The sequence below is a fragment of the Sediminicola sp. YIK13 genome (assembly GCF_001430825.1).
Taxonomy (GTDB): Bacteria; Bacteroidota; Bacteroidia; order Flavobacteriales; family Flavobacteriaceae; genus Sediminicola.
Map to the genome: position 1 here is coordinate 1,126,877 of NZ_CP010535.1, position 23,402 is coordinate 1,150,278.

General features: G+C 36.6%; 22 protein-coding genes. 6 read left to right on the plus strand and 16 right to left on the minus strand.

The annotated features are described in order from the left end of the window. Position 1: 1 nt before the first annotated feature. Genes SB49_RS04990 through SB49_RS05005 form a run of 4 tightly spaced genes read right to left on the minus strand, consistent with a single transcriptional unit; the run spans position 2 to position 4,460 of the window. Positions 2–1,348 carry a M24 family metallopeptidase gene (locus SB49_RS04990; RefSeq protein WP_062054434.1) on the minus strand — a complete coding sequence of 449 codons (1,347 nt, stop codon included), beginning with the start codon at positions 1,346–1,348 and terminating at the stop codon, positions 2–4. 45 nt (positions 1,349–1,393) lie between these two features. Beyond that, positions 1,394–2,473: an AMP-binding protein gene (locus SB49_RS04995; protein WP_062054436.1), complete on the minus strand. Its 1,080-nt coding sequence runs from the start codon at positions 2,471–2,473 to the stop codon at positions 1,394–1,396. Between the two features lie 11 nt (positions 2,474–2,484). Continuing rightward, positions 2,485–3,417 carry a CPBP family intramembrane glutamic endopeptidase gene (locus tag SB49_RS05000; protein WP_062054438.1) on the minus strand — a complete coding sequence of 311 codons (933 nt, stop codon included), beginning with the start codon at positions 3,415–3,417 and terminating at the stop codon, positions 2,485–2,487. Then, the gene (locus tag SB49_RS05005) at positions 3,408–4,460 is read right to left on the minus strand and encodes an o-succinylbenzoate synthase (protein ID WP_062058880.1); all 1,053 of its coding nucleotides are present in this window, start codon (positions 4,458–4,460) and stop codon (positions 3,408–3,410) included. The genes SB49_RS05000 and SB49_RS05005 overlap by 10 nt, the downstream gene beginning before the upstream one ends. Before the next feature lie 47 nt (positions 4,461–4,507). Between SB49_RS05005 and SB49_RS05010 the strand changes: the two genes are divergently transcribed. Further along, positions 4,508–5,302 carry an SDR family oxidoreductase gene (locus SB49_RS05010; RefSeq protein WP_062054440.1) on the plus strand — a complete coding sequence of 265 codons (795 nt, stop codon included), beginning with the start codon at positions 4,508–4,510 and terminating at the stop codon, positions 5,300–5,302. On the opposite strand, the gene SB49_RS05015 is transcribed toward SB49_RS05010, so the two are convergent. The 10 genes from SB49_RS05015 to SB49_RS05060 all read right to left on the minus strand — a co-directional run bounded on the left by SB49_RS05015 (position 5,303) and on the right by SB49_RS05060 (position 15,682). Next, on the minus strand, positions 5,303–5,983 hold the full coding sequence (locus SB49_RS05015; protein WP_062054442.1) for a metal-dependent hydrolase: 681 nt from the start codon (positions 5,981–5,983) through the stop codon (positions 5,303–5,305). Between the two features lie 21 nt (positions 5,984–6,004). Then, a complete protein-coding gene (locus SB49_RS05020) occupies positions 6,005–7,966 on the minus strand; it encodes a histidine kinase dimerization/phosphoacceptor domain -containing protein (protein WP_062054444.1) in 1,962 nt (653 codons plus the stop codon). Between the two features lie 593 nt (positions 7,967–8,559). Next, positions 8,560–9,312 (minus strand): LytR/AlgR family response regulator transcription factor, encoded by a 753-nt coding sequence (locus SB49_RS05025; RefSeq protein ID WP_062054446.1) that lies wholly within the window; start codon positions 9,310–9,312, stop codon positions 8,560–8,562. A gap of 33 nt (positions 9,313–9,345) precedes the next feature. Next, complete coding sequence (menA, locus tag SB49_RS05030) at positions 9,346–10,254, minus strand: 1,4-dihydroxy-2-naphthoate octaprenyltransferase (RefSeq protein ID WP_062054448.1); 909 nt, start codon at positions 10,252–10,254, stop codon at positions 9,346–9,348. A 2-nt stretch (positions 10,255–10,256) separates the two neighbouring features. After that, positions 10,257–10,856, minus strand: a complete 600-nt coding sequence (locus SB49_RS05035; RefSeq protein ID WP_062054450.1) for a hypothetical protein — start codon at positions 10,854–10,856, stop codon at positions 10,257–10,259. Between the two features lie 179 nt (positions 10,857–11,035). After that, on the minus strand, positions 11,036–11,866 hold the full coding sequence (locus SB49_RS05040) for a CvfB family protein (protein WP_062054452.1): 831 nt from the start codon (positions 11,864–11,866) through the stop codon (positions 11,036–11,038). A 102-nt stretch (positions 11,867–11,968) separates the two neighbouring features. Continuing rightward, a complete protein-coding gene (locus SB49_RS05045; protein ID WP_062054454.1) occupies positions 11,969–12,310 on the minus strand; it encodes a DUF2853 family protein in 342 nt (113 codons plus the stop codon). A 38-nt stretch (positions 12,311–12,348) separates the two neighbouring features. Next, positions 12,349–14,079, minus strand: coding sequence for a 2-succinyl-5-enolpyruvyl-6-hydroxy-3-cyclohexene-1-carboxylic-acid synthase (gene menD / locus SB49_RS05050; RefSeq protein ID WP_062054456.1), 1,731 nt, complete (start codon positions 14,077–14,079; stop codon positions 12,349–12,351). A 51-nt stretch (positions 14,080–14,130) separates the two neighbouring features. Continuing rightward, the gene (locus SB49_RS05055; protein WP_062054458.1) at positions 14,131–15,258 is read right to left on the minus strand and encodes a chorismate-binding protein; all 1,128 of its coding nucleotides are present in this window, start codon (positions 15,256–15,258) and stop codon (positions 14,131–14,133) included. A 1-nt stretch (position 15,259) separates the two neighbouring features. After that, the gene (locus tag SB49_RS05060) at positions 15,260–15,682 is read right to left on the minus strand and encodes a PaaI family thioesterase (protein WP_062054460.1); all 423 of its coding nucleotides are present in this window, start codon (positions 15,680–15,682) and stop codon (positions 15,260–15,262) included. Positions 15,683–15,792: 110 nt separating this feature from the next. Between SB49_RS05060 and SB49_RS05065 the strand changes: the two genes are divergently transcribed. The 5 genes from SB49_RS05065 to SB49_RS05085 all read left to right on the plus strand — a co-directional run bounded on the left by SB49_RS05065 (position 15,793) and on the right by SB49_RS05085 (position 20,182). After that, complete coding sequence (locus SB49_RS05065; RefSeq protein ID WP_062054462.1) at positions 15,793–16,434, plus strand: alpha/beta hydrolase; 642 nt, start codon at positions 15,793–15,795, stop codon at positions 16,432–16,434. A 317-nt stretch (positions 16,435–16,751) separates the two neighbouring features. Continuing rightward, entirely contained in the window at positions 16,752–17,459 is a 708-nt protein-coding gene (locus tag SB49_RS05070) for a Crp/Fnr family transcriptional regulator (RefSeq protein WP_082591075.1), read from the plus strand. 231 nt (positions 17,460–17,690) lie between these two features. Further along, a complete protein-coding gene (locus tag SB49_RS05075) occupies positions 17,691–18,230 on the plus strand; it encodes a hypothetical protein (protein ID WP_062054466.1) in 540 nt (179 codons plus the stop codon). Between the two features lie 316 nt (positions 18,231–18,546). After that, the gene (locus tag SB49_RS05080) at positions 18,547–19,074 is read left to right on the plus strand and encodes a hypothetical protein (RefSeq protein ID WP_062054468.1); all 528 of its coding nucleotides are present in this window, start codon (positions 18,547–18,549) and stop codon (positions 19,072–19,074) included. 286 nt (positions 19,075–19,360) lie between these two features. Continuing rightward, positions 19,361–20,182, plus strand: a complete 822-nt coding sequence (locus SB49_RS05085) for a hypothetical protein (RefSeq protein ID WP_145758358.1) — start codon at positions 19,361–19,363, stop codon at positions 20,180–20,182. Positions 20,183–20,254: 72 nt separating this feature from the next. On the opposite strand, the gene SB49_RS05090 is transcribed toward SB49_RS05085, so the two are convergent. After that, positions 20,255–21,109: a hypothetical protein gene (locus SB49_RS05090; RefSeq protein WP_145758359.1), complete on the minus strand. Its 855-nt coding sequence runs from the start codon at positions 21,107–21,109 to the stop codon at positions 20,255–20,257. Between the two features lie 203 nt (positions 21,110–21,312). Next, positions 21,313–23,220 carry a molecular chaperone DnaK gene (dnaK, locus tag SB49_RS05095; protein ID WP_062054474.1) on the minus strand — a complete coding sequence of 636 codons (1,908 nt, stop codon included), beginning with the start codon at positions 23,218–23,220 and terminating at the stop codon, positions 21,313–21,315. Positions 23,221–23,402: the final 182 nt, after the last annotated feature.

Consider the following 23,402-nt stretch of genomic DNA (forward strand, 5'->3'; position numbering starts at 1 on the left):
TTTAGTTTCCTTGGTGCTCCTTAATTCTCGGAATCAACAACAATTCTGTTTGTCGTCCATTGACATACCTAAAGCCATCATCTCCATAAAATCCGGCTTCTTCCAACATTATACGGATATCCCTTTTCCATTCTGGAATTGTAATGGTGGTGTTTAATTCTATGGCGTAAACCGTATTTGGGTTCAAGGGATAATTTTCACCATCATCTTTCATCACCCCTCCTTGCGAATCCCACATTCCAATGGTAGTACCTGCAGAGTGACCGTATAAGCCTAAGGGATGTGTATAAATTGATGGCCTTAATCCTACGGCTTTTGCTTCGGAAAGCGACTTTGCCAAGATTTCATTCCCTGTTCTACCGGCTATCATGTTATTTGTCAAGAAGTCCTGTACCCTATTCCCATCTTTTAGGCCATTGACCAAAAATGCTGGAGCTGCCTTTTCCTCCGGCTTTAAAACATAGGCCAGTTCCTGACAGTCAGTATTCAAACGCAAATAGGTAATTCCAAAATCGCAATGCAGCAAATCTCCCGGTAGTATCACCATATCATCTGGTCTACCTGAGAAGGAATATAGGTGTGAGACCAATTCCTCGCTGCTCCTTTGAATATCTACTGTAGGATGGAACCAAGTTTCCAACCCTAAATCCGTTACTTTTTGTCTCATCCACCATTCAACTTCGGTAGTGGTGGTAACTCCTGGGGTAATTACCTTTTCAGAAAATGCCTCTGCTATAATATCATGGGTAATGTCTACCAATTGATTATAAATCACCATTTCCCTTGCAGTCCTTGTTTCTATCCACCCTACGGCCAGTTTTTCTGCCGAGGACACGCTAGACCTGTATTTTTGTGGAAGATTTGCCATAAACTCATCATAATCGGTCTTGTCCAAACCATCTGCTATATTATGGTCCTTGGAAAAATTAAGACCTATTATGGACGGATTCCTTTCCTCAATTAATTGCATTAGTCTTTTCCATTGATCAGGTTCCTTTTCCTTATCCCAAGCAGATGTAATACTCTCTCCGACATTATAACGTGCAACAGCAAGTTTTTCAATACTATTCTTGGACTTGTTTCTGTAAAACATCAGAATGGTTCTCCTTCTTGCATTTAACCAAGTTGCAGGCAACATTGTTTTAATGACAGGGTCTTCATTATATTCCCTTGAGATAACAATCCACATATCTATTCCTGTCTTGTCCATTAAGGCAGGTAATAATACATTGAAGCGCTCCTCCATAATTTCATCCACCACCTTGGCCCGTTCTACCTCAGGTAATATTTGTTGAGCCGTAACGGAAACGTTAATCAATAAAAAAAGAAATAAAAAAATAGTTCTCATGCAATTGGTTGGTTTTAATATTAGAAAAAATACACTATTGTGAAATTATGTTGTTATAAGTTTTAAAGTTTTCTTCCTGTCCAGTTTGCCATTCCCTGTTTCGGCGAACTTGGCTATGTTCACCACTTCCTTTGGAATCTCAAAATTTTCAAGAGCCCCACTGTTCTTTAATTCTTCTAAGACAGATTGAGCAATTCCGTTCCCTTCCACGAAAAGAACCAATTTCTCTCCCAGCGCATCATCAGGCATGCCCTTGACAAAAAATCTAGAAGTTATGAAAGAAGCCAGTTTACTTTCAATTTCCTCTGGAATTAATTTAACCCCTCCAGAATTTATAATGTTGTCATATCTACCCAACCACTTGAATTCCTTTTCATTGCTTATCTGAACCAAATCGTTGGTGACAATTGTGTCTTCTGACAGCATTGGAGCATCTATTACCAAGCATCCCCTTTCATCGGACCGTATGGCAATATTGGGAAGCACCACAAAATCATGCTCTTTATCATTTTTGTTTTGACCAAGGTTCCTTATTGCAATGTGGCTTACTGTTTCAGTCATCCCATACGTCTCATAAATTTCATTCTTCAGAGGCTGTGTTTTTTCCTTCAACTGTTCCGCAATAGGGGCCCCACCAACAATCAACGTATTTATCTGTTCTATTTGATCCAATGAATTTTCTAATTGCAACGGAACCATTGCCCCAAACTTATAGGATTTAGATACACCTACAAGAGGTGTGGATGTTGGTTCCACATAGTCCAATCGAAGGCCAAGTACAATAGCTCTAACAAGCATCATTTTACCAGCTATATAGGTTGCTGGCAGACAATGAAGAACCGTATCTCCCTCTTCCAAATTAAAAAATTCGGCTGTAGCCAAAGCTGAATTTATCATGTGATCTTTTTGGAGGATAACTGTTTTAGGTTTACCTGTAGATCCCGATGTTTTAACACTAATCGTTGGCTTATCATTCAACCAGTCCAACAGAAAGTCTCCAAATGGTATTTCAAATGCCTCTCCTTCCTTGATCAAACAATATCCAATTTCTCTCAATTCCGCTGCATTACAGGAGATGCCATTGATTTTAAACTTCGGATGGACTTCAGTATATTTGGTTGTCATTGTTTCAATTTTTAATTGATTGATTTTTCTATATGTATGTTACCCAGTAATCTTTCTTTCCAGTTCTTCCAGCCATATTTTTTTGAAAAAATATAGAGGAGGGTTGGATATATTACCAATACAGGAATAAAAACATCCCAGCCCAGTTCAGGTTGTGAAATATCCCTATAAAGGGAATCAGTCTGAAAAGCTGTCCAATCGGCGGTAACCAAAAGGGCTGTTGTCAAATTATTGGCAGCGTGGAACCCCAATGACAATTCCAATCCCTCGTCCATTAGTGTCAATATCCCCAAAAATAATCCTGTCCCAATATAATAAACCATAATCCCATATCCCAGTTTCTCCACTTCGGGATTCCCTAAATGTAGAAGTCCAAAGATAAGAGAGGTGATTAACAGGGGTAGCCATCTATTCTTGACCATAATACCAATTCCCTGCATTAAATACCCTCGCATCAAATACTCTTCGCAACTGGTCTGTACTGGTATTAATAATGCTCCAATGACTAAAAGATATAAAAAAGGTTCCAGTTTAAAATTAAAAATATAGTCCTCGGGAGAAAATACTATGTCAGCACCCACCATGACAATTGAAATTATGGCCCATAGGAAAAAAGCAAAACTTATCCTTTTCCAATCCACCTTCTTCCTGGACGTGGTAAGATGAATTATTTTTTGTCTGTGGACCAGTTTCGCAGTGAGCAAGGTAGCCAAGAGCCCAAACGCGAACGACAACAACATCAAAAATAAAAATAGATTGGTCCCCAATAAGGCAGACATGCCGGTGATATCTCCTGGCATACTCCCCGTCCCGATCGACTTTACAATAAGAGTTCCTACCAATGGTAACATCCCTACTACTTGCCATCCTAAAAATATGATCATAATACCCACTACATATCGCCAACCTTCATGAAAGCCTTTGTAGGCCTGTTCTATATACATATCTGTTTTATTTTATGTTCATCCCACACCTTATCTTTTCTGTAATATAATTTTCCCTGATCAATGGTTAATGGGGAATCTATGTTATTGGTATACAAACTGCCTGTACCCAATCCCTGGGGCAAATGATTCTGCAAAGTTGCCGTCCATTGTGCTATGGCATTTAAACCTATATTGCTCTCCAAAGCGCTGGTCACCCACCAACCAATATTGTATTTTCTTGCTAAATTAATCCACTCCATACTACCCTTAAAACCACCAATTAAACTTGGTTTTAAAATTATATATTGAGGACGTATGGTTTTTAGTATAGCATCTTTGTCCTCAGGATCCGTAATTCCAATCAACTCCTCATCCAAAGCAATTGGCAACGGCGTATTGGCACATAACAACATCATTTCTGAAATATTTCCCTGTCTTATGGGTTGTTCAATGGAATGCAGATCGTATTGTGAGAGTATTTTTAATTTCTCCATGGCCTCCTCTATTTTAAAGGCGCCGTTGGCATCTACTCGTAATTCAATTTCATCCTTACCAAACTTTTTGCGTATTGAGGATAAAAGAGACATTTCAGAATTAAAATCGATAGCCCCAATTTTCATTTTGATGCAGGTAAAACCAGCTGCCAATTTTTCCTGGATCTGTTCGTGCATAAACGCCTCATCTCCCATCCATACCAGACCATTAATCCCAATACCATGGGATTCATCAGTAAATGGGGAAGGGAACAGCTCAAAAGGATTCTGAGATTCCAAGGACATAAAAGCCTGTTCCAAACCAAATTGAATACTGGGAAAATCTACCAATTCATTCCAAAGTTTTTCCTTTCCCAAATGAATATTATCGCAGGTCCATTTCAGTTTTTGTTCATATTCCGAGACATCGTCCACACTTAATCCCCTAAGTAATCCGCATTCTCCAATACCGAGCTCGTTTTCCTTTTTTAGGATTAAAAACCATGTCTCCTTTTTATGAAGTGTCCCCCTAGAAGTTCCGCTTGGCCTTTTAAAATCTAGTATGTATTTTTTGTAGCTTGCTTTGATCATACAGATTCAAATTTAACTATATTTTGAATCATTAAAACAAAGAAATGAAAAGGATTGATGATAAAACAATTTGGATTACTGGAGCATCGTCGGGGATAGGGGAAGCCTTGGCCTATGAATTATCCAAATTGGGTTGTTTTCTGGTAATTTCCGCCAGAAATAGGGAACAACTTTTAATGGTGAAAAATAAATGTACCTATCCAGATCGAATTCATGTCTTTCCGCTTGATTTAGCTGATTATAGTAAAATGGAGGAAAATGTGCGACGGGTAATCTCAGAGGTGAAACAAATAGATATGCTGATTAACAATGCAGGAATTAGCCAACGCTCCCTTATAATTGAAACTGAACTGGACGTTTATAAAAAATTGATGGATATTAATTATTTAGGAACCGTCGCTTTAACTAAGGCCCTATTACCTTATTTTATTAAACAAGGAAACGGGCATTTTGTTACCGTTACCAGTTTAATGGGGAAATTCGGTTCCCCCTTTCGTTCCGGGTACTGTGGAGCCAAACATGCGCTGCACGGATTTTTTGACGTGTTGCGAATGGAACATGAAAAGGATGGCATACAGGTTACACTTATTTGCCCAGGGTTCGTGAACACCAAGGTTGCCATCAATGCCTTAACAGGTAGTGGTGAAAGCCAATTGAGCAATGATACTGCCACGGAAAAAGGTATGGACCCCACAATTTTTGCAAAAAAAATGATCAAAGCGATAAGGCATCAAAAATTTGAGGCCTACATAGGAAAAAAAGAGGTTATGGGTGTATACCTTAAGCGTCTTATTCCCAAATTATTACACTCAGTAGTATTAAAAAGTAACGTAAGATAGCTATAGATTAATGTCTTCCCCAATTGCCAATAGGTGTAAATTTTTACCAGAATTTGCAAACTTTTTCAATGCCAAATCATGGTCAATTTCGATATATCCAAAAGTGTCATAGTGGTACCCCAATATTTTATTACAGGCAACGAAGTCGGACGCCAAAATAGCATCATCAACTCCCATGGTAAAATTATCCCCTATAGGCAGTACGGCCAAATCCAATTTTGTGCTTAGTGGAATCAACTTCATATCCATGGTAAGTGCTGTATCCCCGGCAATGTAGATATTTTTATGGTCAGAAGAGATAATAAACCCACCGGGTTGCCCCCCGTAAGATCCATCAGGAAAGGAGGAGGTATGGATGGCATTTACATACTTTAAAGTTCCGAAATCAAAATTCCATTGCCCCCCATGATTCATAGGGTGTGCCTTAAAGCCTTTTTCTTGATAGTGCATGGCAATCTCATAATTGCTGACTATAATAGCACCAGAAAGCTTTGCAATGGCTTCCACATCTAAAATATGGTCTTGATGGGCATGGGTTACTAAAATATAATCTGGTTTCAGATTTTCGATCTTAATTAAATCCTTCGCCTTTTCATTCCCTGTAATAAAGGGATCTACAAGTATTATTTTATTACCCGTTTCTATAAGTAGTGTTGCGTGCCCTAAAAAAGTAATTTTCATAAAAACAGATTTTGATCAAATTTATTTAAAATTGAACCAAAAACGAACACCATCGGCAGTTTTGTCGATGTTTAAGGTAGATTGTAATTGGTTCACCAAACGATTCATTAATCTAATCCCCATGGAAGAACTAGTGCGCTCATCTGTATCCTCAGGCAATCCAATCCCATTATCTGTATATTCAAAATATCCTTGATCCCCATTTTTGCGAAGATGAATATAAATTTTTCCGTTTTCATCGTCGGTAGGAAAGGCATATTTAAAGGAGTTGGAAACCAATTCATTTAAAATCAAACCAAAAGGAATGGCCCTATCAATATCTAACTCTGTGCCTTCGGCATCAATAGTAATATTAATATTATGTCCTCCTTTTTTATAAACCGATTGGATGCTATTGATTAAGCTTTCAATGTATCCCTGCATTTCAATTACGGACAAGTCATCATTCTGATACAACTTTTGGTGGATCAAAGCCATTGCCTTCACCCTACTCTTCCCTTCTTCCAATGCCTCAATAGCTGCTTTACTCCTTGTATTTTTTGTTTGAAGGCTTAACAAACTAGAGACCATTTGAAGGTTGTTCTTTACTCTATGGTGTATTTCTTTAAGGAGTGAATCTTTTTCCACCAAAGAGGCTTCAATAATATATTTCTGTTCGGCAATCAAACGCTGGGTCTTTATACTTTTCAAGTATGCATAAACCAATCCGGCAAAGCCCAATAATGTAAAAATCAAAGAGATAAACACAAGACTGATACGTTCATCCTTGGCTTGCAAATCTAGCCGGGATTTTTCCAAAGCCAATTTCTGTTCCTCCATTTGATTCCTGCTATTCTCCAAATCCTGGCTTGTCAAAGCAGCCAATTGTTGGGTACGTAGTGCCGATTCATAGATATTTATGGAATCCCTGATCCGGACGTTTTTCTTCAAATAAAAAGAGGCATTTCTATAATCTTGTATTTTATCATAATAGGTAGCCAATGCCCTATTTTTCTTTAAGATATTCTCAATCTTTCTAGGTTTTAGATCTGTCTTGAGATACTGCCTGGCCTTTTCATAATTACCCAACTGTAAATGGCATTCTGCAAGTTCTAGCGTATTCTCCACTACATCTGAAGAGAATTTTCCTTTATTGAATTCTTTAATGGTAATTATACTTCCTTCCAACCAAGGTATTGCTTCTTTATATTGCCTTAATTGGGCGTAGCACCTACCAATATTACCCTCAATGATTCCCTTGAGGTAATTGGCCTCTACAATTTCCTTTTCCGTTCTAATATTGGTAATATCATTAAGGAATATATCAATATGTCCTTTGGCTTCCTTGAATTTTGATAATGCCACGGGAGATGAATTATCCAAACGCAAATAATTACCTATGTTGTTGTGATACTTGGCAAGGGAGTAATGATCATCTTCACTAATGGTTTTCATGACTTCCATGATATAATCCTGCATTGCCTTTCTGGGCAAACCAAGATTGGCATATATATCGTAGGTAGCCACATTTTTACTTAGCCCTATTGACTTCTTTTCCTTACGAATTTCCAATTGCTTATCATACATCTGCAGACGGGCATAATTGTAATCCATCAGATCCAAAAGAATCTTTTTAGTATTAAGATCCAAAGAAACCTTATGCTTGTACAACTCGTTGGCAATGGCCACACTTTTATCATAATCTCCCAGATCGTGATAAATTTGGGACTGCATGATCTTATATTTTCTAATACTGATGGAATCATTGTCCTTTTGCGCCTCAATCAGATCCAATTGAATGGCATCCAACCAATCATACGCTGAATTCTCGTTGTATCTATTTGGGGAATCATAAAAGAAATTGAATTTATCAGAAGCATCATCTTTTATCTTAAATTTCCTTAGGGTGCTGTCCTCCTTTGCAATGGATTGTGCATGTACAACACCTGAACCTAGGTGAAATATAAAAAAGATGATAAATATGTTGAAAAGCAACCTAACCATAATATGCCTGGGAATATAATTATATTAATTGTTTCTAAGGTAACATCCCTTTGGGAATAGTTACATAAGCCATTTGGTATGTATAAACGATTTATACGTCAAAAATAACATTATAAACTGTCAACCTTGAAATTTTGTTGTCAATAGATTTTAGTAGGTGATCTTATTTAACCCAACTTAATCCTCATGAGTTCAAAACTTAATCTGTCAATAAATATTGCCATAATTAAGGGTCATTTTTATAAGGTTTCCTTTTGAGCGCTTTTAATGGATGAAATAAAAGTAACTAAAAAGGCCGTACATCAGATGCACAGCCTTTTAGGAACACTATATATGAAAATGATAAGATTTGGGTCTCTTTCAATTACACTTCAAATATATTCGGTTCCTTCCTTTCTGCCATAATTTTGTTGTATAACCGCCTAGAATTGTTGTGAAAAAGACAATTAATATTTTAGGGTGCATTTCATCGAAGAATTCGGTCTTTTTTTGGAGATAAAAATACAAATAGAGCACTTCGATTATTGAGAAAACAAAAAAACCATTCAATGCTTTAGCATCGAATGGTTTTCTAAATTAATTGGTTTCCCAGTTTAAGAATTCATAGCGGAAATAATGAATTCCTTAAATTCTTTAGAGATTGGAATTAGTGTATTGTTGATCATAATATCCTTGGAATTGATGGCATCAATATGATCTACATTCACAATGTATGATTTGTGTGCCCGATAAAATTTGTTCTGGGGCAACTTTTCCAGGTAATCCTTTAATGGGGATCTTACCAAAAACTTCTTATCCACGGTATTCACTTCCAAATACACATTGTCAGCTTTGATAAACTGTATATCGCCAAATTGTATTCTGTAATACAAATGTTGTTTTTTAACAAAAATTGAATCTTTAAGGACAGAATTGGACATTAATTTTTCTTCCCCATCCTCATTGTTGGTATTATCCCCTTTTTCGGAATAATTGAAGCTAGAAAGTGCAATCTCGATAGAAGTGTAAAGATCCTGCTGCTCAAAAGGTTTTACCAAATATCCATTTGGTTTAACAGTTTTTGCATTTTCTACTGTTGCCCTGTCCGAGTTGGAGGTTACAAATATAAATGGAATATTATAATTGTCCCTGATGTGTTTACCGAGATCTATTCCCGTTTTATCAGAAGCCAGAATGATATCAATTAGAACAAGATCTACTTGGTTGTTTTTTAATACTTCCACTGCTTGCTCATAGACAATCACATTGTCTACAATCTCATAGCCAATCTCTTCTAACATCGACTGCATGTCATCTGCAATGATGACGTTATCCTCTACTATAAGAATCTTAATTGGTTGTTCCAAATTGAGTGTGGTTTGATTGTTAACTGATCAAATTTACGAAAAAATATTAAAAGAAAAATAAAACAATATTGCCAATAAAAAAGTACTGAGAGCCAACTTTTTCAGTTCAGGATCCAACAATACATGATCCTCTGTAACATATACTTTTCTCATGTGAATAAAGATAGGTACAAACCCCAATAAGGGGATGGTGCTTGTCAAATTGACATAATTCACAAGAATAAAACCAGCCATAGCGAAGAAGGCCAATACTAATAAAATATAGTGGTAACTCTTACCATTTTGATATCCCATTTGTACGACCAAGGTGTTTTTTCCCGCCTTTTTGTCGGATAAGGAGTCCCGTAAATTATTTAAATTAAGAACCCCTACACTCAACAAACCAATGGTAATTGCTGGCAATAGGGAATCCACAGTAATAAATTTGGTGTACAGGAACATACAACCAAGAACACCCAAAAGTCCAAAAAACAGAAATACAAATAAATCTCCCAAACCCCTATAACCATAGGCCGAAGTACCAACTGTATATTTTATTGCGGCCCAAATGCTCGCTGTCCCTAAAACAAGGAATAGAATGATATATTCATAATTTTGGAATCCAAAAGCAACAAAAACCAATACTAGAACCAGCAATACGTTTATGATAATGCTCAATACAATCCCATACTTGAGTTCTTCTCTAGTCAACAGTCCACTTTGTAATGCTCTTTTGGGGCCTATGCGCTCATGATTATCCGTTCCTTTTACTCCATCACCATAATCATTGGCGAAATTTGAGGTTACCTGAAACCCAATAGTGGTCATCAACGCCAATACAAAAATGGAATAGTTGATATAATCATAGTAACCTGCCAAAGCAGTTCCTACAATAATACCGGATAATGAGAGTGGAAGGGTTCTTAGTCTCGCAGCATTCAGCCACGCCTTAGTTTTGGACAAAATTAATAAGGTTCTTCTATTTTTATTCGTTTACCATCTTGATAAGAAGCAACAAAAGCGTCGGAGAATCCCATTTTCACCAATTGGTACCTAAATGATCTAGCTTCCGCCAAAGATTCAAAATTACCCAAGGAATAGGAATAAAATGGATTGGTTTTTACGAGCATGGTATTGGCCAAGGCTTCAGAGGTAAGTGTTAAATTGTTATCTACAAAGGATTTTATCTGTACTGAATAGATAGTTTCCTTTTCCAGGAAACTTTTAGCCAAATAAAACTCCTTTACTTCACTTAGTTCCTCATTTTTTCTCTTCAGGTTATCCATTCTGTACTTGATAGCATCAAGGCTATCGATAGACACTAAAAGGTTATTTCTGTTTTCAAAGGAAGTAGAACTACTTACACCGGCCGAGAAAGAAGTAATGGCTAAGGCACCTATAAGAAAAAGACCTGTAACACCCGCAAGTACGTTGCGCTGTATTTTATTTCTTTTAATTTCTTTGTTCTTATATTTTATTTGATCTAAAAGTCGCTCATTTATGATCTGAGCCTTATCAATATCCTTGTGCAATTCCAATAAATCGCTTTCCTCTATGAATGGCATATATTTCTTATGTTTTCAGGGGTACGTATGCTTAAATTTAAGCAAATTCAACCAATAACTTGATCTAAAATAACAAAAATAGAAGATTTTAGTCAAATTAAAAATATATAGCTCCTATAATTAGCAAGTATACAATTGATTTTCATTTATTTAATAGTGTAAAACTAAAAATTTGATACCTAAATCAAATAAATCCCATCCTCTTTTATATCTATTTTTCGCTCCCTGTATAAGGTGCCTATACCCTTTTTAAAATTCTTTTTACTTAATTCAAAGGCATATTTAATATCCTCTGGGTGTGATTTATCATGAAAGGGCAAAAATCCACCGGCCTTTGTAAGGTTCTCATAGATAAGATTGGCTGCCGGCTCCACGCTTTTGTAGCCAATCGGTTCAAGGGAAACATCAATTTTATTGTCTTCCCGAATAGCCTTCACGTAACCCTTCATTTGATCTCCCACAGAAAGTTTTTTGAATATCTCATTGAGATATACCAGTCCTTTGTGTTTATTATTTATGATCACTTCCCAGCCTAAATCGGTTAGTCGAGTGACAATGAGGTCTACTTCCTCCCAATTATTTACTGTTAAAACCTCGTTATCAATGAATTTATCGAGTTTGTTGCTGGCTACAAGTCTTTGCGTTTTATCGTCTAAATAGCAGTAAACGACGTAGGACTGTCCGGTCTGCATTTTTGTTCGTTGTTCGCTAAATGGCACCAAAAGATGCTTTTCCAAACCCCAGTCCATGAAGGCTCCAATATTATTCACCTCAGCAACGCGCAACAAATTAAAAGTGTTTCTAACGATGTAGGGTTTAATATTAGTGGTCACTGGTCGCTCTTCATGATCTAAATAGCAAAATACAGTAAGCTCATCCCCTATCTCATATATTTCAGGAACGTATTTATTGGGCAATAAAACCTCCGTTCCCTCACCATCTCCTAAAAAAAGCCCAACGCTGGTATCCCTTAAAATTTCCAGTGTATTGTAATTCCCCAATTCAATCATAAAATAGTATCTACTTTCCTGCAAAAATACGTTTAAAAAAACTGCTGTAAAAAAAAGCCGCTCTTTTTAAGGAACGGCTCGGAGCTTTTGTAAAAAGAAAGTCTATTTGTAGACCGATTCTTTTTTGAAATGTTTGGCCAATAGGTAATATACTACCGCCCTATATTTATTTCTTTCCGAAGAACCATATTGTTCCATTACACTTTTAATGCCTTCCATCAATTTTGGGCTATCGCTCATTCCCAATTTCTTAATCAAAAAGTTGTTTTTAACTGTTTCAAGCTCTTTTTCGTCAGAACCAGAAACTGTTGATGCATCCCTATTGTAAATTGAAGGACCACAGCCAATGGTGACCTTGGTCAAAAAATCCATATCCGGAGTTACTCCTATTTTTGTTTTCAAATCAGAAGCATACTTTTCTATTAGCTCATCTCTTTTACTCATAATGATCCATGTTGGTTTAGTTAATTAATAATTCTTTCCTAAGATATAAAATCAAAGTAACTAAGCAAAATTTTATTGTTCAATACTCGCGGGGTTTTAATTTCCAAGAGTTTGGGTTTGTCGGACTTACCAAAAAAAGATGTCAATTCCGCACCCAATTCCTGCTCGTTTTCTGCCATTTGGTATTCCATTTGATACATCTTGCACAAATGCGAGGCATCCATCTGGTGCACAGTTTCAAAGTAGGTCTCAAAATTCTGAGTATCCTCTTGTCCAGGAAGAATCCTGAAAATTCCTCCCCCTTCATTGTTTAGGACTATTATTCTAAAATCTGGACGAATGTGATTGTTCCAAAGTGCATTGCTATCATAGAAAAAACTTAAATCCCCGGAAATAAAAAGAGTAGGGTCTTTATGTATTATTGAGGCTCCTATGGCCGTGGAAGTACTGCCATCTATACCGCTCGTACCGCGATTACAAAAGACATGCAGGCTCGGATCCAAATCAAAGAGCTGTGCATATCTAATGGTAGAACTATTGGCCAATTGCAATTGGTACCCTATGGGAATATTCTTGAAAATGTGATAAAAAGCAAGCATATCACTAAATGGAATTTGTTCCATGTATTCTTGCCGCTTTACCTGATAACCTTTTTTAATCCTTTCCCAAAAGCTGAAATAATTGCTGGGTGGTGCAACAAGACCTCGGTTGAACACTTCAAAAAACCGTAATGGATTCACCCTAAAATGGTATGATAGACAAAAAAAGGTATTGTTCGCTTTTTTAGGGTCTATATGCCAATGCTGCTCAGGTGTGAATTTTCTTAAAAAGGCCTTTATTTTTTTGGACACTATCAGCCCCCCGAAGGTAAGTAGTATTTCGGGTCTCAATTCTTCGAAGAGCTTTTCTTTATTTTTTGATTTTTCAATGGGGGCTATGATACTATCTATACTCCCAAAAAAATTAGGATGATGAAGATTGGAGGTAGTCTCCGTGAAAACAATAACCGAAGGGTCATTTGCCACCGAATCTAATAGTTGTTGTACCTCATGGCTTGGATCGTGGACCCCCACCAAAATCATTTTTCTTTTTGCCGTATTCCACAATTGAGTGAAATGATCGAGATCATCAACTAGCAGGCTTTCTTGTTCCTTTATAACCGCTCCTATTGTAGATGTCATGGGCTTTTCTACAACACCATACAAAGGCTCCTCAAAGGGAACATTGATATGAACGGGTACTTTATCCTGAAAGACGATAGTAAATGCTTTTAAGAGCTGCTCCTCATTGTATTCTTGGATGGATGCTTGTGGAGATCCTTCGCTATCAGCTATGCCTATGGCATTTGTGTTTCTAATGTCCAACTTTAAATTAGCGGAATAACCAATATGGTTTTGAAAAACATTTTCCTGTCTAATGGTCTGTCCGTCACCAATATCAATTTTATGTGGAGGTCTATCGGCAGTGATGACAACCAAAGGAATATCGCTATAATACGCTTCTGCAATTGCGGGGTAATAGTTTAACAATGCACTTCCTGAAGAACATAGCAAGGCTACAGGTTTTTTAGACTGCTGAGCTATGCCCAAGGCAAAAAAAGCTGCGCAACGTTCATCTACAACACTGTAACAATTGAAGGATGGATCTTCAGAAAAACCGATGGTCAATGGCGCATTTCGAGAGCCTGGAGAAATAACTATATTATTTATGCCATTTGCCTTGCAATGGGAAACTACAGTCTGTGCCGAGGGTATGCTTGAGTATTTCATGAATAACAAAAATACAACGGAAGTAGTTCTTAAACCAATACTTAAAAAGGTTTACAATCTATTTTGGATTACTTTTAACATCGTGGCACTTTTGTTTACTGTTTCCTCCCATTCTTGCTCAGGAATTGAATCAATGGTTATACCTCCCCCAATGTAAATGATTGCCGTCTTATCCACTAATTGCATGGATCGTAAATTGACAAAAAGATCTGTTTTGGTGTGAATAGCCCTATACGCTTGGTTTTCTATATTTCGGTTGTTTGAAGCTCTAACTATTTCTTCCTTAAAATTTAGCTCTCCTAGATATCCCGTATAAAATTCCCTTTTATAATTTTCATTGGCCTTAATAAATAAATAGGCCTCATTCTTGGGCATTCCACCTACAGCAGGAGTGGGATGCAGGACTTTCAAAAGTTTTTTAACGTCAAACACCTTTAGCCTCCCAGTTATTTTGGTTCTCAAATGCATTAAACTACCCGCCCGTGACGATTCGGTCTCTGAAATTTGTAGTTGGGTCACCATGTTCTTTAAAACTTCGGTGATATAATTGGTGACCATGGATTGTTCCTCAATATCCTTCTTTTTCCATTCAGGGTTGGGATCTCCGGTGTAAGGTTGTGTCCCGGCCAAGGACATGGTTTGAATATGTTTATTTTGGATACTTACCAAGACCTCGGGAGTGGCGCCCAACCACAACCCTACTTTGGGGTGGTACCACATATAACAAAAAGCATCTAAATAGGTATTCAACAACTTCAAAAACAATTGGAGGGGCGTACCTTGATATGCACTTAAAATTTGTCTGGAGAGCACTACTTTTTTAAAAGTACCTTTCTCAATTTCCTTTATAGCTTTAGAAACCAATTGCAGATGAAAATTACGCTCATCCAATTCCGAGGGGGAATCGTGTATTGGGGGTATATTATCCTGATGTATCCCTTTTACATTTAATTCAAATGGGGCCTCTACAACCTCCTCCAGGGGGATCAGAATTACTTCATCATTTTCATCAAAAGGAGCAAAGACAAAACCGGTTTCCTTAAAATCGGAACAGTAATGTATTTTGGTATCGGATTGAAAGATCCCCTTTACTAGCTTCTGGCCGGGTTTTCTATAAACAACAAAAGGCTTTTCTTCCAAAAGCTGTTTTTCAATCTGCTGTAAGATTTGTTGGAACATATTATTTTTTCGGCAATGCTAGCGTAGTTAATTTACAAAGTGATATTAATTTATCGTCCTTATCTGTTATTTTAATGTCCCAGACCTGGGTAGTCCGACCTTTGTGCATAAGGACTGCCTTAGCGAACACATCCCCTTCTTTAATACTTTTCACATGGTTGGCCGATATCTCTATACCCCTTACAAAAAACTCCTGTGCATTTAGAAATATATAAGAAGCTGCACTTCCCACACTCTCAGCCAAAGCTACCATTGCGCCTCCGTGCAAAACGCCATCCGGTTGGTGAACTTTTGGGGTAACGGGCATTTTCCCGACCAAGAAATTTTCTCCCACATCCACATATTCAATTTGTAATGTTTCCATCAAGGTATTTTTTGAGTTCTCATTGCAGATGCGCAGTATTTTTTCCTTGTATTCGTTCATAATCTAGATTTTTGTAAAATTAAGTATTCTATGATGCAAATGATAATTATCCCTTGTATTATATCATTTAATGAAACTGATAAAAGTGGTTAAAATTGTAAATTTGACATATGACATCTAAAGAAAAACAAGTAGCCTATACTATTACCAATTCATATAGCACTTTAAACGAGTTCACAGAAAATACAAAGAGAGTTTGGATGGTCTTTCATGGTATGGGACACCTCAGCACCTACTTCATCCGTTATTTTAATGAATTACCAGCCAATGAAAATTACATCATAGCCCCACAGGCCCAATCTAAATATTACCTTAATGACTCCTATACCCATGTGGGAGCCAGTTGGCTGACAAAAAATAAAACAGAGGAAGGCATTACTAATGTCCTTAACTATATAGATACTGTATTAAAAAATGAAAAAGTCCCCGAGCATTGTGAATTGATAGTTTTGGGGTTTTCCCAAGGCGTATCAATAGCCGCAAGATGGGTAGCAAAAAGAAAAATTAAATGTAACCATTTGGTGCTTTATGCCGGAAGCCTGCCAAAGGAATTAAATCACAAAGATTTCTCACATTTACAATCGGAAAAGACAAAAGTCACCTATATCATTGGAAATAAGGATCCCTATTTAAACGTTGAAAGAAAAAATATAGAAGTGAACAAGATTGAGGGTATATTCCAAGGTAAGGCAAATGAAATAAATTTTAAAGGAGGACATGAAGTAAAAAAAGAGATTATCAATTCCCTTTGAAAGTAAAAGAATTTCTCTGGCATTCCCCTTTCCTTGTTATAGTCATTGTTCACTTAAGGTATTAATTCATTAAACAATATTGTGTATATTCTATATTTTATTGATTTCCAGTAGATTAATTAAACAATAAAAGACTAAATCATTTTATCCTAATCATTTGGCATAGTTTTTTTTTGTAAATTGTATTTAACAATTCTTGTATTATAATATAGAATTTATTCCTCCCGCATAATTCCTAAAAATAGTAATAAGCAATATTTGCTTATGGCAATGCATTGAAGCCCCCTTAATAAATTGAATTTAAAACGGTTGGAGTCTTGAATATAGGATTAGAGAAATATCGACATTATTATGAAACTTTAATAGAGAGTGAACTCTTTAGTCATGTCACACACAATTCCCTCAACCAACTCTTGGAAATTTCTACCGCCCAAAATTGGCCTAAAAAAACCTGCATTCTCGACACCAGTCACACCCAGTATACATTTCATATCCTTATCACGGGAAAAATAAAGGTATATCACTTCGATCCATCAAACGATCGATTGCTCACTCTTTTTCTATTACAAGACAACGATGTATTTGATATCTTCTCCTTAATGGGCTGCGGCACACACAAAGTATATTATGAAGCTTTGGAAGATTCTGAAGTATTATGTATTCCTGTTTCCAAAATGAAAGAATGGATGAAAGACAACCCTTTGGTTCATAAGTCATTTTTATCCTATACGGTTCAAAAGATGAATATTTTGGAACGATATATTATTAATGTAGCACTAGAGGACATCCCAACACGGTTGGCCCGTCTATTATACAATAACATGGATAAATCTTCTTCACATTACCAGTCCATTCGTGGGCTTTCCCATTCAGAATTAGGTGCTTTAATAGGTACGACAAGAGCGGTAGTGAACCGACATATTCAAAATTTTAAGGAGGAAGGCATATTGGAGGTAAGCAGAAAACAAATTACTGTAACCAATGTGGGGCTTCTTGAAGAAAAAATAGCAGGCAAAAAAGTATAACCCCATTAAATCTACCGTTTTAATCATTTTTTGATAAAGATTTTCATCTTATATCGCGTTTTGCTACTTAGGTAGCATTTTAAATTGAAGGTAGGCTGTACTTTAGCGATAGTGAATGGCTAACTATTCTTTTACTCGAAGCCCATTCCCCCCTCTTCCGGTTATAACAATAATTAGCTAAGCTACATTGGCCAATTAGTTTTGTTTATTAACCTTTAAATAAATATCATCATGAAAAATGTTTTAATCGGTTTATTACTTTTAGGCCTTACCAGCCTAGCCTACGCTCAGGACAAGCCTGCCAACGCGGACAAAGATGCAGACGTAGAGGAAGTAAAATTAACTGGAGTTACAGTTAAAAACATGAACTCCAACTATTTAAACAAAGTCCAAGACCCTACAACTCCAGAAAGAGTGGTTCAATTAGAGAATACCGCAGCTAGATACGATCTTACAACATCCGATATCTACGATGGTAACCATGAAGCTTATGAAGTAATTTTCGAACAAACGAATGGTAAAATCATAGCCACTTACAACAAAGATGGCCAGATACTAACTTCTTTTGAAAAATTCACCGATTTAACGCTTCCTGCTCCTGTAAGGAATAGTCTTTATAAAGAATACCCTGGATGGACAGTTCATAAAGATGCTTACCTAGTTTCTTATTATGAGGGAACAGATACTGTCAAAAAGTTATACAGGATTCAACTTAGGAAAGAAAACCAAAAATTGAACCTTAAGTGTGATGTGGACGGCAATATACTATAATGATGAAATGAATTAATTTCATCATTTTTTTGGGTCTTTTTATACTATGATGGGCGGGCCAATTGTCCGCCCATTATTTTTATAATTTTCTTAAAAGTAAAATCAAAAAAAGCATTAATTAAACTGTTAAAATGTGCAGAAGGGCTACTAAAGTAGCTTAAGAAAATGCATCATAGTATGTATTTTTGTACAAGTAAAAGGCTAGTGATTGTTTTAAAAATAAATCCACTGCCCCCCGAACTATAGGATAATACAAGAATTAGTCAAGCTCTATTGACAAATTAGTTTTCAATTTTAATCTTTTAAAAATATCATCATGAGAAACGTATTATTCGGTTTATTGTATTTAGGTCTTACCAGCCTAGCCTATTCCCAAGAGATTCCTACGAGCATAGATTTTAAGGAAGTAAAATTAATAGGGGTAACCGTAACTCCTTTAAATACAACCTATTTAAGAAAGGTTCAAGATAAAAATACTCCAGAGTTAGTTAAGAAACTGGAAAATACAGCCGCAAGATTTGATGTTACTGAGGCTAGTATCTATGATGGGAACCACGAAGGATACGAGGTTATCTTTGAACAGACCAACGGGCGGATCATTGCAACTTACGACCAAAATGGTAAAATAGTTTCTTCATTTGAAAGATTTACCAATTTGAATCTTCCTCCACCTGTTCGCAACAATATTGCGAGGGAATATCCAGGTTGGGTAGTGCACAAGGATGCCTATTTGGTTTCCTATTACGTAGATTCTGAGCACGTAAAAAAGGTATACAAGATTCAAATCAGAAAAGATAATGAAAGGAAAAATATTAGGTGTACGGTAGAAGGTGAAATTCTGTAAATCGGCAAACACCAAAAATTTATTCATCAGTTAAAAAAAGGGCACTTGCTCTTTTTTTTTTGTTCAAAGCAGATGTATAAGATTATTATAACTTCATTATTTAAGCAAACACTCAAAAGACACTATCTACCACCTAATTCATTTTTGATCCGGTGAGGTAACCATTTTATCAGACCAATTACATCGGTTCACAACATTTTGCTCTATGTTGACCACAAATATTTTCCATAATGAAATATTATTTCCTTCTTGCGGGCAAATATATTTAAGAGCAACCCCCGACATTATGAACAGATTAAGCTTTTTATTGATTTCATTTCTTTTTTTAAACTCTGCCTTATTTGCAAATTGCGGTGAAGCGTACTCCACAGCTACATATGCATTAAGTCACACCAAAAAATCATTGGACTCCAATAATTTTGACCATCAAATGTATTATGCGGATAGGGCAATAAATGCCTTGGAAAAGACAAAAGGACTAGCAGAAAATTGTGGTTGTGACAATTCCATGGACTACATATTAAATGGACTTGTAGATTTAAAAAAATCTGCGGACCCAGAAGATTGGGACAAAGGAAGGTATTTCGCACAAAAAGCTTACGAGGAATTGCAATCCCTAATTAGTGCATTTGATATTTGTACTAGTTCTGCACCAAGTGTAAATTATGACTTGGAGAATATAACTGCATCTGATGCTTCTTCCAAAGCCATTCAATTAGAAGGAAATGGCCTAAAAGAAAAACAACTGCAACTGGAACGACAACAACAAGAATTAGTAGAGCAACAACGGGTATTGGCCGAGAAAATAGCAGAGCAAAAACGATTAACTGCTCAAATGCAGCGAGCAAGGGAATTGGAATATGAAGAGCAATTGAAACTAAAAAGAATTGCAGAGTTAACCTTTAAGGAGTACGGGTCTAAACTCAATGATCTAATGAATATTTTTGATTGTTCCGCTTCTTCCACTACCGCTAATTGGAGTGCAGAACGCAGCGAGGAAGTATTAAGGAGCGAAACTCTGGAAGTCACCAAGAAATATTATATGGATAAAGTGGTGACCATGCAAAAGCAAGCACTGGACGACTTTAATAATTGTGTCAAAAAATAATCGTACATCTTAGTGATAAAAAAAGGGCCATGTTAATCCATGGCCCTTTTTAATTGGATTTATATCACGGTGTCAATTAGCCTCAAAATATTTGATCTTTCTAGTTGTATACGTATTATCTGGAGTAATTATTTGCTTTACCCAGTTGCCGCTTTTGGTATTGTCAAATTGATATACGTACTTTTTCAAGGAAACCCCTTGTCCAATTTTTGTTCGTAATTCTATTAACATCCCAGCTTCATTATAGGTGTATGTCTTAATTTCCTTTGGCACTAATTTATTCGCTTTCTTATCAAAAACCATTTTAGTCTCGGAAATAAGTTTGTTTTTGGTATTGAAGATTTCCTCTTTGGCCGTATTGGGCTCTCCATCCAAAAAATCAGTGACCAGTTTAATTTTTCTTGTGGTGTTGGTGTTGGATTTTGTTTCCTTTGTCTTTACCGTTTTTAGTAATACTGAATTTAAAAAGTACGAAGTTATCTGTTCTCCTTTTACTGAAGAATATTCCACCAACGTTTCATCAATACCATCAGTACTGGTTCTTGTAATCTTTACCAGCTTATCATCCTCATCATAATAATATTCGTACTGATCAAGAAATTCCTTATTGTAGGAAACTATCTTTTCCGTTATTTTTTTATTCGCCGTGGTATCTATGGTGTAGATATTTGCAATAGAGGTATTCCTATCAAAAACCCCGTCCCTATAGTTTTCGAATCGTTTTTCCTTTAGTTCCTCTTTGGCGTATCTGTAAATGGTGATATCATAATCATCATCATTATAGCGGGTAATGGCTTTGGTAAGCAGGCCTGCTTCATTAAACTCAAACTCCTCTTTCCCATAATCGGTGATAACCAAACAGGATTTCACTGGGCCCTTAAGGTCAAAATCGGTATGCTTAAAAATATTGATTTCTTGGGAATACAAAGTTTGGACATTTAACACGGTTAAAATGCCAAGGAAAATCCCCAAAAAAGTTAATGTGTAATTTTTTACCATAGATCAAAATTAGTCGATATTATACCAAATCAAAAAGAAAAGAAGATCAAATAAAAAAGGAGCGAATTGCTTCGCCCCTTTTTTTATTTTAGATGAATTGATCTCGAAATCAATTTACCTTCCTATATGTATTATTTTACTTCTTCGAAGTCAACATCTTCCACATTATCGCCTTCTTTGGCTCCAGCGTCTGCACTAGCTTCACCATTTGGTGAGGCGTCTGCTTGTTGTCCTTCTGCCTGTGCTTTGTACATTTCTTCAGAAGCTACTTTCCAAGCCTCATTTATTTTGTCCAAAGCAGGAGAGATCATGGCCAAATCTTTAGCTTCGTAAGCCTTTTTCAACTCTTCCAAAGCATCTTCGATTGGTTTCTTTTTATCATCGGATAATTTTTCACCAAATTCTTTCAGTTGCTTTTCAGTTTGGAAGATCATTCCATCAGCTTCATTCAACTTATCAGCAGTTTCTTTAGCTTTTTTATCCGACTCGGCATTCGCTTCCGCTTCAGCTTTCATTTTCTTGATTTCTTCTTCGGTCAAGCCAGAAGAAGCTTCAATTCGGATATCCTGAGATTTGTTGGTAGCCTTATCAGTCGCTGATACCTTGATTATACCATTGGCATCGATATCAAAAGTAACTTCAATTTGAGGTGTTCCCCTTTGTGCTGGTGGAATACCGTCCAAATGGAATCTTCCGATAGTTTTATTGTCCGTTGCCATTGGTCTTTCTCCTTGTAAGACATGGATTTCTACAGAAGGCTGATTGTCTGCCGCTGTTGAGAATACCTGAGACTTCTTAGTAGGGATTGTTGTATTAGACTCAATTAACTTGGTCATTACACCTCCCATGGTCTCAATTCCTAAAGACAATGGTGTCACATCCAATAAAAGTACATCCTTCACATCTCCTGTCAATACACCACCTTGGATTGCAGCTCCTACAGCAACAACTTCATCAGGGTTCACACCTTTGGATGGTTTTTTTCCGAAGAACTTTTCTACTGCTTCCTGTACCGCAGGAATTCTTGTAGAACCACCTACCAAAATAATTTCATCGATATCGCTTTTTGATAAACCGGCCGCTTTAAGGGCAGTCTCACAAGGCGCAATTGTTCTTTTAACCAAATCGTCTATCAACTGCTCAAATTTAGCTCTAGACATTGTACGCACCAAGTGTTTTGGTCCTGAAGCAGTGGCTGTCACATAGGGCAAGTTGATTTCTGTTTGGGCAGATGAAGATAATTCTATCTTAGCTTTTTCTGCAGCCTCACGTAAACGTTGTAATGCCATAGCATCCTTACGCAAATCGATTCCTTCTTCCTTGTTGAATTCGTCTGCCAACCAATCGATGATCTTTTGGTCAACATCATCACCTCCCAAGTGTGTATCACCATCTGTAGACAATACCTCAAATACACCATCCCCTAGTTCTAGAATGGAAACATCATGAGTACCACCTCCAAAGTCAAATACGACAATTTTTTGTTCTTTATCTTTCTTATCCAAACCATAGGCCAAAGATGCAGCTGTTGGCTCATTAATAATACGCTCTACTGTAAGACCTGCAATTTCACCAGCTTCTTTGGTCGCCTGTCTTTGTGCATCGTTAAAGTAAGCAGGAACAGTAATCACCGCTCTTGTAACTGTTTGTCCCAAATAGTCTTCTGCTGTTTTCTTCATTTTCTGAAGAATCATAGCAGATAATTCCTGTGGAGAATACAAACGGCCATCGATATCAACTCTTGGAGTATCATTATCTCCTTTTACTACTTTATAAGGTACTCTTCCTGCCTCTTTACTAGATTCAGAAAATTTATTCCCCATAAATCTCTTGATAGAGTATATAGTTTTGGTTGGGTTGGTTACTGCCTGACGTTTTGCAGGGTCACCTACCTTAATCTCTCCGCCTTCTACAAAAGCTATAACGGATGGTGTTGTTCTTTTTCCTTCTGCATTTGGGATAACTACTGGCTCGTTACCTTCCATTACGGAAACGCAAGAGTTGGTTGTTCCCAAATCTATTCCGATAATCTTACTCATATTTATGTTTTTATTGTGTTGAAAATTCCTTTTATAATTCGTTACCTATAAGTCAATGATTATGCCATGAAAAGAAATATGACAAGGTGTCAGATTATCGGTATCTAAAATGACAATTCAGACCTTTGATAGCTTTAAATACAGAAACTTTCCTTGATATGACATATGAAAGTTTAAACCAA

Coding starts and splice junctions, on each gene's coding strand:
- SB49_RS05045 (WP_062054454.1), bottom strand. CDS start 12,310: ATGAGTAAAAGAGATGAGCTAATAGAAAAGTATGCTTCTGATTTGAAA.
- SB49_RS05035 (WP_062054450.1), bottom strand. CDS start 10,856: ATGCCATTCATAGAGGAAAGCGATTTATTGGAATTGCACAAGGATATT.
- SB49_RS05000 (WP_062054438.1), bottom strand. CDS start 3,417: ATGTATATAGAACAGGCCTACAAAGGCTTTCATGAAGGTTGGCGATAT.
- SB49_RS05040 (WP_062054452.1), bottom strand. CDS start 11,866: ATGATTGAATTGGGGAATTACAATACACTGGAAATTTTAAGGGATACC.
- menD (WP_062054456.1), bottom strand. CDS start 14,079: ATGAAATACTCAAGCATACCCTCGGCACAGACTGTAGTTTCCCATTGC.
- SB49_RS05020 (WP_062054444.1), bottom strand. CDS start 7,966: ATGGTTAGGTTGCTTTTCAACATATTTATCATCTTTTTTATATTTCAC.
- SB49_RS04995 (WP_062054436.1), bottom strand. CDS start 2,473: ATGACAACCAAATATACTGAAGTCCATCCGAAGTTTAAAATCAATGGC.
- SB49_RS05015 (WP_062054442.1), bottom strand. CDS start 5,983: ATGAAAATTACTTTTTTAGGGCACGCAACACTACTTATAGAAACGGGT.
- SB49_RS04990 (WP_062054434.1), bottom strand. CDS start 1,348: ATGAGAACTATTTTTTTATTTCTTTTTTTATTGATTAACGTTTCCGTT.
- dnaK (WP_062054474.1), bottom strand. CDS start 23,220: ATGAGTAAGATTATCGGAATAGATTTGGGAACAACCAACTCTTGCGTT.
- SB49_RS05080 (WP_062054468.1), top strand. CDS start 18,547: ATGAGAAACGTATTATTCGGTTTATTGTATTTAGGTCTTACCAGCCTA.
- SB49_RS05085 (WP_145758358.1), top strand. CDS start 19,361: ATGAACAGATTAAGCTTTTTATTGATTTCATTTCTTTTTTTAAACTCT.
- SB49_RS05065 (WP_062054462.1), top strand. CDS start 15,793: ATGACATCTAAAGAAAAACAAGTAGCCTATACTATTACCAATTCATAT.
- SB49_RS05010 (WP_062054440.1), top strand. CDS start 4,508: ATGAAAAGGATTGATGATAAAACAATTTGGATTACTGGAGCATCGTCG.
- SB49_RS05060 (WP_062054460.1), bottom strand. CDS start 15,682: ATGAACGAATACAAGGAAAAAATACTGCGCATCTGCAATGAGAACTCA.
- SB49_RS05075 (WP_062054466.1), top strand. CDS start 17,691: ATGAAAAATGTTTTAATCGGTTTATTACTTTTAGGCCTTACCAGCCTA.
- SB49_RS05055 (WP_062054458.1), bottom strand. CDS start 15,258: ATGTTCCAACAAATCTTACAGCAGATTGAAAAACAGCTTTTGGAAGAA.